The following is a 12,526-nucleotide window of genomic DNA, read 5'->3' on the forward strand; positions in this document are numbered from 1 at the left end:
TCAGAGATTTCTGAACCTTTCTTTTTATATATCAAGGATAATTCTGTAGATATCGGAGGAATTCCTCGTAATGCCTTCTTGAAAAAAACCGCCGGACTGAGGAATCAATTCTATAAAATCAAAAACCTTACAATCATCTGGTAATCCAGAAAAAACCAAGGTAAACCAATATTCTTTTGCAATAGGAACTTCTGTCCAAGTCGGGAAAAGACTGATATTCTCAAAATGGATAAGCTTAGAAATATGATCAGAATTCCTGTCAATAAGATATGTTGATGACCAAATCCTGATTTTTTCTTCCATAATGAAATCCGATTTGAAACAGCAATGCAGGATAACCTGTTTCTCTTCTTTCATTTTGGATTGAAGTTCCAACAGAATTTCTTCAGCAATAATTGGTTTTACGATAGTTTCGCTCATTAATATTCCAATTCTAATTTCTCTTTAGAATAAGTTCTGATTTCATTGATAAGTTCGGGATTTTCAGCTAATTTTTTTCCATAACTAGGAACCATTTCTACCAATTTGTCTCTCCAATCGGTTTTCAATTTATCGGCAAAACAGTTTTCCAAAACCATAATCATTGCGAAAGCAGAAGTACTTGCCCCAGGAGATGCGCCCAAAAGTGATGCGATATTTTTGTCTTTGTTCACGACCACTTCTGTCCCAAACTCTAATCTTCCTCCTTCGAATCTATCTTTTTTGATGATTTGAACTCTTTGTCCAGCGTGTTTCAATTCCCAATCTTTATCTTTGGCATCCTTCACAAAATCTCTTAGATGCGACATTCTCTGAGATTTGCTCATCGTCACCTGCTGAATCAAATATCTTGTCAAAGGCATATTGTGCCACCAAGCACCAAACAGAGAACGTATATTTTTGAAATTAACACTTTCTGGCAAGTCCAGATAACTTCCTTCTTTCAAAAATTTAGTAGAAAATCCGGCAAAAGGACCGAATAATAAGGCTTTTTGGCCATCAATTATTCTAAGGTCAAGATGCGGAACCGACATTGGTGGTGCGCCAACGGTGGCTTGCGTATAAACTTTAGCATGATGTTTTTCAACCAATTCTGGGTTAGTGGTTACCAACCATTGCCCACTCACAGGGAAACCACCGTAACCTTTACTTTCTTCAATTCCTGAACTTTCCAAAAGCGGAAGTGCATATCCACCCGCACCTATGAAAACGAACTTTGCATTCACTGTTTGTTTATGCAGATTTTTTCTGTCTTTCACTTTCAAGTTCCAACCTCCGTTGCCGTCTGCTTCTATATCTTTTACTTCTTGGTAAGTGAAAACTTCTACAGACTCAGTTTTTTTGAGATGGTCTATTAATTTCGTAGTCAAATTCCCAAAATCAACATCCGTTCCTTGATCCATTTTCGTAGCAGCCAGTTTATCTGTTGCCATTCTTTTCTGCATCATCAGCGGAAGCCATTCTTCTAATTTTTTATGATTATCAGAATATTCCATCCCTTGGAACAAAGGCGATTTTTGCAAAGCTTCGTGTCTTTTTTTAAGATAAGTCACATCTTTTTCGCCAAAGACAAAACTCATATGTGCGCAAGAATTGATGAATTCTTTCGGATTATCAATAATTCCTTTGTTGATTAAGTAAGACCAGAATTGCTTAGAGACCTCAAATTGTTCAGCGATATATTCCGCCTTCTTGATATCGATTTTGCCTTCTTTTTCAGGCGTATAATTCAGTTCGCAGAAAGCAGAATGTCCTGTCCCAGCATTGTTCCAAGCAGAAGAACTCTCTTTGGCTACTTTTTCCAGTCTTTCGAAGATTACGATTTCCAGACTTGGGTCAAATTCGTGAAGCATTGTTGCCAAAGTTGCACTCATAATTCCACCGCCTACCAACGCAATATCGTATTTAGGTTTTGGATTCATTTATTTAGATTTTTCGGATACAAAATTAGTGATAAATGTCAACTTCTGTGCCTCGTCACTTTTTTAATATCTTATCATTTGTTAAGAAATCTCAAATCTGCCTTTAAAGTCTTTTCTGAAATTTTAAATCATTAATTTTGCAAAGACTTTGGAAAATCGAAGTGTAAAAAATGAAAGCTTTAAAAACACTGAATCCCTATTTCTGGAAACATCGCGTCTTACTTTTTTGGGGATTTTTATTCATCATTCTGAGTAATTTTTTTGCGATTTACAAAATCCAGTATATTGGTCAGACTATCAATATTATCGAGAAAAATTATTCTACACTAAACCTATCTTCTGACCTTAGCCTTATTGATAATGTCAAGAATAATTGGACTTATTTCAGAATAATCTTTATCAATTCTGGAATATTAATTGGCTGTTCTCTACTTTCCGGTTTTTTTACTTTTATGATGAGACAAACCATTATTGTTACATCCAGAAGGATTGAATATGAATTAAAAAACAAAATCTACCGTCATTATCAGGAACTTTCCATCACAGATTACAAAAAAACGACAATTGGAGATTTACTAAATCGCTTGAGCGAGGATGTTGTTGCCATCAGAATGTATCTTGGTCCGGGCGTAATGTATGTGGTGAATTTGATTATTTTATTGATTATCACGAGCACTTATATGTTTATGACGGACTTGCAGATGACACTTTGGACTTTGGTTCCATTACCAATTCTATCCTACGGAATCTACAAAGTGAGTGACATTATCAATAAAAAATCGAAAGTAATGCAGAAAAGCCAGTCTGGTATTTCGACTTTTGTACAAGATAGTTTTTCAGGAATCCGAGTGGTGAAATTTTTCAGTAAGGAAAGATATATCGAGAAAAATTATGGAATCAAGGTTAAAGATTATCAGGACAAAGCGCTGGATTTGGCAAGAACCGAAGCTTACTTTTTCACGATTATTATTTTCGTCATCGGACTTCTGAATGTAGCCATTCTTTACATTGGCGGACAAAAATACATTGCAGGAGAAATGAGTGTTGGAACAATTGCAGATTTCTTCATGTACATCAATATGTTGATTTTTCCTTTCTCTATGTTGGGCTGGGTAACATCTGTCAATCAAAGAGCTGACGCTAGTATGCAACGTGTCAATGAATTTTTGGATATGAAATCCGACATTATTAATACCAATAATGAAGTATATCCAATAACAGGAGAAATCGAATTCCGAAATGTGAGTTACACTTATCCGAATACTGGAATCAAAGCTATTGAAAATCTAAGTTTCAAAATTGATGCTGGAAAATCTCTTGCGATAATGGGTAAAACAGGAAGCGGAAAATCTACAATTGCACAATTGCTTTGCCGATTAATTGACCCTGACGAAGGTGAAATTCTAATTGACGGAAAGAATCTGAAAACTCATAATCTGAAACTTTATCGAGACCAATTGGGCTATACGCCACAGGAAAGTTATCTTTTTTCAGATACGATTGAGAACAATATTGGTTTCGCTGTGGATAACCCAAATCGTAGCTTGGTTGTAGAAATGGCGAAAAAAGCAGACGTTCACAAAAACATACAAGAGTTTAAAGAACAATATGAAACGATGGTCGGTGAACGTGGTGTGATGCTTTCTGGAGGGCAAAAACAGAGAATTTGCATTGCCCGAGCAATGATAAAACAACCCAATATTCTAATCTTTGATGATTGTCTTTCTGCTTTGGATACAGAAACAGAAGAAAATATCTTACAGAATATTGATAATGACATCAAAACCACAACTTCTATAATTATAACCCACAGAGAATCAAGCGCGAAAAGAGCAGACGAAATTTTATATCTCAATTAAATTCAACTACAATATCATTAATATTTTTATCAAAATTTTAAGAAAAAAGCTGATTTAACAGATTTTTTTAACAAAATATTTTGAAATTCCGAGAATTCTGTTATATTTGTTAGAACAGATTTCTAAAAAATATTTAACAATGAGTGAATTTAAGGAACGACATGAGAATGAGATTTTCACTAAAGTGTTGAAAGCAGGAAGAAGAACTTATTTCTTTGATGTGCGAGAGACAAAGGCGGGTGATTATTATTTGACCATTACAGAAAGTAAGAAAAACTTCGGGGAAAACGGTGAGGCAACTTTTGAAAAACACAAAATCTATCTTTACAAAGAGGATTTCAAAAGTTTTCAGGAATTATTTAATGAATCTACAGACTTTATCATCCAGCAAAAAGGCGAAGATGTAATCTCTGAAAGACACGATAAAGACTTCAAATCCAAATCATTTACGATTGATTCTGACGACGAAGTTTAAAACAAAATAAAAGCGCATTTTAGAATGCGCTTTTTTGTTATATATAAAGAAGATTAAAAAATAAAAAAAGCATCTCATAAATGAAATGCTTTTTATCTGTGGGTGAATGAGGGGTCTCGAACCCCCGACCTCCGGAACCACAATCCGGCGCTCTAACCAACTGAGCTACAATCACCGTTTTTGCGTGTGCAAATATATAATATTTTCTTTGTTAATCACAAATAATTCCATCGAAATTTTTCAGAGCAATCAATTTTTCGGTTGTAAAGCCTTCCGCATATTCCACTCCAGAAAGTCTTCCCAAGTCTTGTGCTCTGTAAGTCAGGCTTTCCAGAAAATCTTTTGTTGCAATTGGTGTAACTGGTTCTTTGGAATCCGGATTATAAAATTGAGTTTTATATGCTAAACATGCTTCTATTTTTTGCTCCATAAATCCAGAAATATCAATCACAAACTCCGGAACCACGTTTTTCCATTGGATATAGTGGAAGATATGTTTTGGTCTCCAAACTTCTTGTGAGTGACCATTATCGAAAGTTTCTATTTTCTTCAAACCAGAAAGAAAACAAGCATCGGAAACTAATTTTGCAGCTTTTGCATGATCAGGATGTCTGTCATCAATTGCATTAGCCAAAACAATTTCCGGTCTGTATTTTCTTATTTTCTCAACGATTTTAAGTTGATAATCTTCTGAATTATTAAGGAAACCATCTTTTAGCTTAAGATTTTCTCTTGAACTAATTCCTAATATTTTAGCAGCTTCAGCAGCTTCTTCAGCACGTGTTTCAGCTGTTCCTCTGGTTCCTAATTCCCCTTCCGTCAAATCAATAACGCTGACTGTTTTTCCTTCAGAAATTAATTTTATAATTGTTCCTCCACAACCTAATTCTACATCATCTGGATGCGCACCAATCGCCAAAAAATCACATTTCATTTTAAAAATATTTTTACAAAATTAGTAAAAACAAAACTTCCCAACTTTGGAGGTTGGGAAGTTTTTATAATTTAATAACTTAGATTATTTATTTAATGTTTTTTGAAGATTGATTGCATCCTGATATGTTGGTTCATATTCTAGAGATTTTGCAACATCTTGTTTTGCTTTTTCAGGATTAGCATCTTTTTCCATAAATGCTACAAAGAAATACGCATAACCCAAACTCGGTTTACTAGCTTCTATTTCTGCTGGTTTTACAAGAGAAATAAATTTCTCATACGAAGCTTTAGCCATATCATTATTTTTAGCTTGCTGATAAGCATAGCCTTGGCTGTAATATGCCGGCGCCCACTCTGGCAATGCTGAAATCATTTTCCCCCAAGTTAAGATAGCTCCATTCCAGTTTTGAACGTTCTGATACTCTGTAGCTAATTTGTAAAGAGAATCTGTATCACTAGGATTTTCTACAATCTTTTTCTTAAGAGCTTCTATTGCTGGTGAGGTAGGTCCTTGCTCTACAGATGCTGAATTGATTCCTCCTTTTACTTTTGCAAGTTCTTCGTCCCATTTTAGTGTTTCGTCTTTTGCAGCTTTTGCAATAGCAATTTTTTGTTGAGCAATTGCATCTAATTGTGCTTTTTTAGCAGCATCTTTTTCGCCCTTTGCCATACCTGCTGCAATTAGACCTTGCAAACCTTCATCAGATGGTTGGATTCTGCTTTTGTCTGCTTTTGATAAAAAAGTTTCGATATTTTGCTGAGCTCCTGCATAATCCCCATCTGCATATTGGATATAAGCACGCAATCTATATTTGATTGCATCATCTACTTTATCGAAAACTGCATCTAATGTCTTCTTTGCATTAGCATAGTCTTCATTAGTAAAATAAAGTTTAGCAATTTCTAATTGTGTATATGGATCTTCATCCGCATACTTTGTATAATTAATCAAATTCTGAGTTGCTTCTGCATTTTTCTGATACTTGATATTAAATCCTGCCAAAGCTTTGTAAGCTGGAGCATAAGTTGGATCTACTGCAATCGCTTTATCAATATTGGTTTTTGCTTGTTGCCATTGTTGAGCAGCAATCCAAAGCGTGCCTTTTCTTGTGTAAACAGAGGCTTTATTTTTAGCAACAGCTTCTGCTTTATCATAAGCTGTCATTGCATTTCCTGGATCTTTTTTGATTCTGTAAGCATCGCCTAGAGCGTAATAATAGTTAGCAGGAACACCTTTTTTATCTGCCTTCTCAATAGCTTTATTCAAAAAAGTAATTGCTAAGTCTGGAGAACTATTTTTTTCAAATAATGTCAATGCTTCACCCGCACGGAAAAGAACTTCTGCATCTTTTTCTCTAGAGTCTTTTACAATTTGTTGGATCTCTGCAATTGCTGACTTATCACCTTTGCCTAATTTAACAGAAGCTAAGCCTAATTTATTCAAATAACTTTTAGGATCTGCAGCGAGTCCTTTGTTGAAGTTTTCTTGTGCAGAATCAAAATTGGGATCGAATTGAGTTAAGTATGTATTACCTAAGTAGAAATAATTATTGGCGTCTTTAGGATTTTGATTAATAAGGTCTGTAAAATTTTGTTTTGCTTTCGCATATTTTTGGCTATCTACAAAATTAATTCCGTCTTGTAAAGATTGTGCAAAACTAAAACTTGTAAAAAACCCTACTGCTGCTGTTACAGCAATCTTTTTTGATAAATTCATTATATATTCTGTTTTCATTTTTCTTAACTATAAATTTCTTTTAGTCGCAATATTTAGACCAAAATAAAAATTTATGTTTAAACTTTCTGTTAAATAAATATTAAAAGTTCAATTATCTCATTTGAACCTCTCTTTTAAAAATATTATACGGCTGGAGACCTTCTTTTTCAACAACAATCTGTCCCAATTGTTGGCATGAAAATCTAATAAATCCATTCCCTAGGCCATAATAACCTTCATTGGTTAAGAAATATAAAATTCTTGTAAATGGATAAGTCATATTTTTTAAACTATCATTGGAAACATCATACGATTTATTGCCCTTAACGACTTTCAGTATTTTCAATTCGTTGCGAAGTTTTTCAGCTTCTTTTCCATAAGGACGACTAATTGTATTGTAGCTTATCACACCTATCTTGTCTGGATAATTTTTAAGTTGTTCTACAACATTTTCGTTTCCATTGATGATAGAAAATTTTAAATCGGACGGGTTTTTACTAAATTTTTGCGCGATAAAATTAAGATTACTGGAATTAGTTCCATCAAAAATAAAACGTTTTTTTTCAGACTGAAGTTCGCTAGCAATCTCATCCATAGAAATAGATTCTAAAGGCGAATTTTTTGGAACGACAAACAAAACGGCATCAGCAGCAAATTTCGCAGGCTTCCAAGGTAAATCTACTTTAGTATCGTAAGCTTCTTTTTCTTTTTGAGATAATTCTCTAGACATAACAATCACTCTTACTTTTCTATCTAAAAGATCAAGCAGTCCAAAATCTTCTTTTTTAATAACAAGATTAATCTTGGTTTTTGGGTTGAGTGCTGTATAACGTTCTACTAAAGCTTCTGAGACACTTTTGAAAGATTCGTCTGCTTCTATGGTAATTTCACCTTTGTTAGGATTGTCAACGTCTTTATCTTTTGAACACGAGTAAATCACAGCTAGAATTGCCATGAATAGAAAAAATATTTTTTTCATTCTAATTATCATTTTTGAGCGCAATAATAGCTCTTACAAATCTGAAAATACCATAAACAATTAATAAAGCTCCGAGAGGATAAGCAATATAAGATATTACGATTTCCAGATACCTATAAGCAATAATAAAGATACCGAAAGCAATGTAGAGAAATCCTACAACTAGAGAAAGCCATTTATACATATCACAAATTTAATAAAAAAAAGAGAAGTTATAAAAACTTCTCTTTTATATAATATATTAATAATACAAATTAAATCCTTATTGGAAATTCATTGTAACTGGGAATCTAAATCTAGATCTTACAGGTTGTCCATTAACTTTACCCGGAGTCCATTTGGTTTTAATTCCTTTAACTGTAGATTCAGCCTCTCTGTTGAAATCTGAGTTAGGACCTGTTGCTTTAACTTGAGTCAAAGATCCATCTTTTTCTACAACGAACGTAATCTCTGTTTTAAGAGTTCCTTCTCCTTCCAAATTACTAGCATCAAAGTTATTTTGGAATTTGGATCTGAATGAATTTGTTCCACCTGGGAATTCTGCATTTTGATCCACAGATTCGTAAACTTCATTAGTTACAGGTTTTACCTCGGCAACCTTACCCGTTCCACTAGATGGTGGTGGCGGTGGTGGCGTATAAGCAGGAGTTTTAACCCCTTCTTGGTTAGCAAGCCCAGTTGTTGTTTCCAATTGTTTTGTAATTGGCGGAGGTGGTGTTTCAATCTTTGGCGCCTTTTTAGGCTCTGGAACAACATTCTGAATTACCTCTTGCTGTTCAGGCTCTTTTGGAGGCGGCGGTGGTGGTGGTTCTTCTTCTTTAGGTTGCTCAATAATTGGTTCATCTTCTAAGATATCTACCAACTTTGCATCTACTTCCACAGCATCTTTAGCATTCATTTGCTGAATTTTCAGATAGACAAGAGGAGAAACCGCAAGAAGAATAAAGAAAGCCGTTCCTATCAAGAAAGATCTGGTAAGCAACTTAGGATACGCAGTTCTAAGATCGTACGCACCATATTCTTTATTTCTATTTTCAAATACAATCTCGTCAAGAGAAAGATCGTACTTCAAATTTTCGTCTGCCATTTTAATAATATTAAATATGATATTTGTAGAAAGAAATTATTCTCCAACTTTCTTTTTATAAATAGCTAACTCCCAAGGTTTGATATCGGTAACCCCATATCTTTCATTTTTAGTGATAGCCATTTCATCAAGAATATCTACAAAATTCTTATATACTGCATCGTCTGTTGGCTTGATAATTACTGTGAATTTTTCTTTATCAGAGGCTCCAGCTTTTGCTCTCTCAATTACTTTCGTAATACCTTCTCTATCAAAGTTTGTTTCAACAAGTGTTTGATCGTTAAGACCAGCTTGATCTTGTTGGTGATAGAAAATTTTGTTATCTTTTCCTATGATAATAGAAATTGAATTATTTAATTTGATTTCTGTATCTGGTGGTTTCTGGTTTTCCTTTGGCTTAGCCGGAAGACCAAGATCCATCACATTTGGTTTACTAAATGTTGTGGTGAACATAAAGAACATCAACATCAAGAAATTCAAATCAACCATCGGAGTCATATCTACACGGGGATTGTGCTTTTTCGAGCGGACCTTACCGCCTTTCCCGGAATCCTCTTTTACTTGTACTTCTGCCATTTACTGATTAATTTTTATTTGTCTCTTGTGATGTAATCAACCAAAATTTAAGAAAATCAATATCTCTTAAACCTTCAAACAAGCTTTTAACTTTTGGATATTTTGTAGTCACATCACCTTTAATCGCTAACTTGTAGTTAGGATTAACAGCAAGACTCTGCTCTACCCAATCAATTAATTGCTTATTTGTACTATCCATAGGAATACCTTCTTTTGATTTGTAAGTTTTTTGTTGTTCTGCAGGCAGATTCAAAAAACTTTTCAATTGTCCCATTGGTACGCTTACCGCTTCTACTTTTGCAAATGCAGCTTTTTCTGGGTTTGTAAAAGTCATATTGTACTTTGCTCCCATTTTATCCAAAAGTTGTATTTTTTCTGACCCGTTATCTACAGGCTGAAAATAAAACACACCATCCGGAGTAACACTTACAGTCATAAGACTAGCATCAGGAAGTAACTTCTCTGATATAGAAGAAGGCGGTTTTATCTGTGCCACATCGGGCTTTTTGAACTGGGTAGTCATAATGAAGAATGTAAGAAGTAAGAATGTTACATCACACATTGCTGTCATATCTAGAGCTACACCATGTCTTTTTGGTTTAATTCTCGCCATTATTTTGTCTATTTAACTATTTGATGAAATTTAAAATGTAATAAAACTACATTTTAAGAAAACACTCAGTTTCTTAGTGAAACTCAGCAAAAGATTGTTGGATGCTCATAGAGATCTCGTCGATCTTGTAAGTCAAACCATCAATTTTTGATGTGAAATAGTTATAAAGAATAATTGCAATTGCAGAAGTACCAATACCTAAAGCTGTATTCATCAAGGCCTCAGAGATACCGATTGATAATGCAGCAGCATCTGGTGTTCCACCTGCTTCTCCTAACGCTTGGAATGAACGAATCATACCTAATACTGTTCCTAACAATGCTACCAACGTTGCAACTGTTCCTAATGTAGAAAGGATGTTCATATTTTTCTCTAACATTGGCATCTCAAGAGTTGTAGCCTCTTCAATAGCTTTGTTAAGACCTGCCATTTTTTGTTCTTTGTCCAGAGTTGTATCGTGAGCTAATGCTTTGTAAGTAGTAAGACCTTCTTTCACAACATTTCCGATAGAACCTTGTTGCTTATCGCACTCTTCCAAAGCCTCATCGATTTTGTTTTTGTTAAGCAAGCTTCTGATTTTTACAACAAAATTATCAACATTTCCAGTTCCAGAAGCTTTGTTCAATACAATAGCTCTTTCAATAGCGAAAACAATAACGATAATCATAAAAGTAATCAACACAGGAACAAGAACTCCTCCCATATAAATAACGCCTAATCCGTGAGGGTGTAATTCCGTCCCTTTGATATCAGCAAATGCCACTGAAGCTGTGCCAGCTGTACGCGCATCCTCTTGAAAGTTAGATGGATTACCTAAAACAAATAAAAAGATTGCAATACCAATTGCAAATAAGATTGGTATAATTACCGCAGGATTAAGACCTCCTTTTTTTCTAGCAACTACTTGCTCATCCGTGTTTGAAACATTCATTTCCATATTAAAACTAAATTATAATTGTTAAATTTTATCGTGTAAAATAAAGTCAATTTTTTGAAAAATGCAAAATTATTTCGGGTTTGACTTCTAATTTTTTTATCTACTAAATTAACTTACTTTAAATATTAATTAAATAAAAGCAGGGTTTTTATGAATTCTTTATCTCTTTTCAAAACATTAAGGAAATATAATTAAAATTACACTCCATTATTTATGATTCTTATTCCAGCATTTTCCAATTTGAAGAATAATAAATTTTCTTAATATCTCTTAAGATTCTCTAAAATCAGATAACAATATTAATGATTTTCTTTGGAACGAAGATGAAATTTTTAACTGATTTTTCTCCTAAAAACTTCTTCACGTCATCATTCTCCATCATTAGTTTTTCAACTTCTTCTTTACCTAAGTCAGCGGCTAATTTGATTTTGAATTTCATTTTCCCATTGAAACTCACTGGATAATCTACCTCATTTTCAATCAAATAGCTTTCATCAAGCCTTGGAAATTGTTCAAATTCAATAGAGGCATTATTTCCCAGCAAATTCCACACCTCTTCGCAAATATGTGGCGCATATGGTGATATAATAACAGCCAAAGGTTGCAAAATATTGCGTTTATTGCATTTTAATTTCTGTAATTCGTTCACTGCAATCATAAAAGAAGACACCGAAGTATTGAAAGAAAAATTCTCAATATCGTAAACCACTTTCTTGATTAACGTGTGCAAAACTTTATATTCTTCTTTTGTTGGTTCTATATCAGAAACAGAAAAATTATCACCATCAAAATATAGATTCCAGAATTTTTTCAGGAAACCATAAACACCGCTAAGACCTTGCGTGTTCCAAGGTTTGGATTGTTCTAATGGACCAAGGAACATTTCATACAATCTTAAACCATCTGCTCCGTATTCATTACAGATATCATCAGGGTTGACAACATTGTATTTTGATTTGGACATTTTTTCAACTTCACGTTCAGTAATGTATTTTCCTTCATCATCTAAAACAAATTCAGCATCGGAAAATTCTTGTCTCCATTTTTTAAATGCGTCAACATCTAATTCGTCAGATGTTCCTTTTAACAATGATATATCTATATGTATTTTCTGAAAATTAAAAGTTCCTGGAAAAACATCTAAATTAAATGATTCTATTCCATCTTTTTTTAATACTTCTAAAATTTGAGTAGTGATAAATGGTGAATAAAAGTCAAGGACTTCTTTTTGCTTTAAATTGAATTCTTCGTCCTTAGATACAGTTGTAAAGTACTTCTTTAATTTTGGTGAAACTATTAGATTAACAACTTGTGACTCTAACATTCCAAAAGAGTTTTCTTTAGTTGGAATTCTGTAGTTTACAACCAATCTATAAACAAAAGCACTCATACCCAAAATCATCCCTTGATTAATCAACTTTTGGAAAGGCTCATTTTGTTCAATGC

The 12,526-nt window shown here is 33.7% G+C and carries 13 protein-coding genes and 1 tRNA gene; 2 read left to right on the top strand and 12 right to left on the bottom strand.

Annotated features, from left to right (window positions below):
* Positions 1-24 precede the first annotated feature (24 nt).
* Positions 25-420 carry a hypothetical protein gene (locus tag V7P73_RS08275; RefSeq protein WP_333852582.1) on the bottom strand — a complete coding sequence of 132 codons (396 nt, stop codon included), beginning with the start codon at positions 418-420 and terminating at the stop codon, positions 25-27.
* Complete coding sequence (gene mqo / locus V7P73_RS08280) at positions 420-1,901, bottom strand: malate dehydrogenase (quinone) (protein ID WP_333852583.1); 1,482 nt, start codon at positions 1,899-1,901, stop codon at positions 420-422. The genes V7P73_RS08275 and mqo overlap by 1 nt, the downstream gene beginning before the upstream one ends.
* Positions 1,902-2,071: 170 nt before the next feature.
* Between mqo and V7P73_RS08285 the strand changes: the two genes are divergently transcribed.
* Both V7P73_RS08285 and V7P73_RS08290 read left to right on the top strand, forming a co-directional pair.
* Positions 2,072-3,760 (top strand): ABC transporter ATP-binding protein, encoded by a 1,689-nt coding sequence (locus tag V7P73_RS08285; protein ID WP_333852585.1) that lies wholly within the window; start codon positions 2,072-2,074, stop codon positions 3,758-3,760.
* Positions 3,761-3,899: 139 nt separating this feature from the next.
* Positions 3,900-4,235, top strand: coding sequence for a DUF3276 family protein (locus V7P73_RS08290; RefSeq protein WP_027383662.1), 336 nt, complete (start codon positions 3,900-3,902; stop codon positions 4,233-4,235).
* Between the two features lie 100 nt (positions 4,236-4,335).
* On the opposite strand, the gene V7P73_RS08295 is transcribed toward V7P73_RS08290, so the two are convergent.
* From V7P73_RS08295 to V7P73_RS08340, 10 genes are all read right to left on the bottom strand, one after another.
* Positions 4,336-4,411, bottom strand: a tRNA-His gene (locus V7P73_RS08295).
* 35 nt (positions 4,412-4,446) lie between these two features.
* Positions 4,447-5,169 carry a bacillithiol biosynthesis deacetylase BshB1 gene (gene bshB1 / locus V7P73_RS08300; RefSeq protein ID WP_333852588.1) on the bottom strand — a complete coding sequence of 241 codons (723 nt, stop codon included), beginning with the start codon at positions 5,167-5,169 and terminating at the stop codon, positions 4,447-4,449.
* A gap of 84 nt (positions 5,170-5,253) precedes the next feature.
* Positions 5,254-6,888 (bottom strand): tetratricopeptide repeat protein, encoded by a 1,635-nt coding sequence (locus V7P73_RS08305; protein ID WP_333852590.1) that lies wholly within the window; start codon positions 6,886-6,888, stop codon positions 5,254-5,256.
* A gap of 112 nt (positions 6,889-7,000) precedes the next feature.
* The gene (locus V7P73_RS08310; RefSeq protein WP_333852592.1) at positions 7,001-7,867 is read right to left on the bottom strand and encodes a PstS family phosphate ABC transporter substrate-binding protein; all 867 of its coding nucleotides are present in this window, start codon (positions 7,865-7,867) and stop codon (positions 7,001-7,003) included.
* A gap of 1 nt (position 7,868) precedes the next feature.
* Positions 7,869-8,051, bottom strand: coding sequence for a C4-dicarboxylate ABC transporter (locus V7P73_RS08315; protein ID WP_333852594.1), 183 nt, complete (start codon positions 8,049-8,051; stop codon positions 7,869-7,871).
* A gap of 78 nt (positions 8,052-8,129) precedes the next feature.
* A complete protein-coding gene (locus tag V7P73_RS08320) occupies positions 8,130-8,954 on the bottom strand; it encodes an energy transducer TonB (RefSeq protein ID WP_333852596.1) in 825 nt (274 codons plus the stop codon).
* A gap of 36 nt (positions 8,955-8,990) precedes the next feature.
* Entirely contained in the window at positions 8,991-9,530 is a 540-nt protein-coding gene (locus V7P73_RS08325) for an ExbD/TolR family protein (RefSeq protein WP_313099048.1), read from the bottom strand.
* A gap of 7 nt (positions 9,531-9,537) precedes the next feature.
* Positions 9,538-10,143 (bottom strand): ExbD/TolR family protein, encoded by a 606-nt coding sequence (locus V7P73_RS08330; RefSeq protein ID WP_312422011.1) that lies wholly within the window; start codon positions 10,141-10,143, stop codon positions 9,538-9,540.
* A 73-nt stretch (positions 10,144-10,216) separates the two neighbouring features.
* Positions 10,217-11,080 carry a MotA/TolQ/ExbB proton channel family protein gene (locus tag V7P73_RS08335; protein ID WP_123281527.1) on the bottom strand — a complete coding sequence of 288 codons (864 nt, stop codon included), beginning with the start codon at positions 11,078-11,080 and terminating at the stop codon, positions 10,217-10,219.
* A gap of 286 nt (positions 11,081-11,366) precedes the next feature.
* On the bottom strand, positions 11,367-12,526 hold a 1,160-nt coding region (locus V7P73_RS08340), incomplete at its 5' end, for a class I tRNA ligase family protein (protein WP_333852601.1).

The sequence above is a fragment of the Epilithonimonas sp. genome (genome assembly GCF_036780765.1).
Taxonomy (GTDB): Bacteria; Bacteroidota; Bacteroidia; order Flavobacteriales; family Weeksellaceae; genus Epilithonimonas.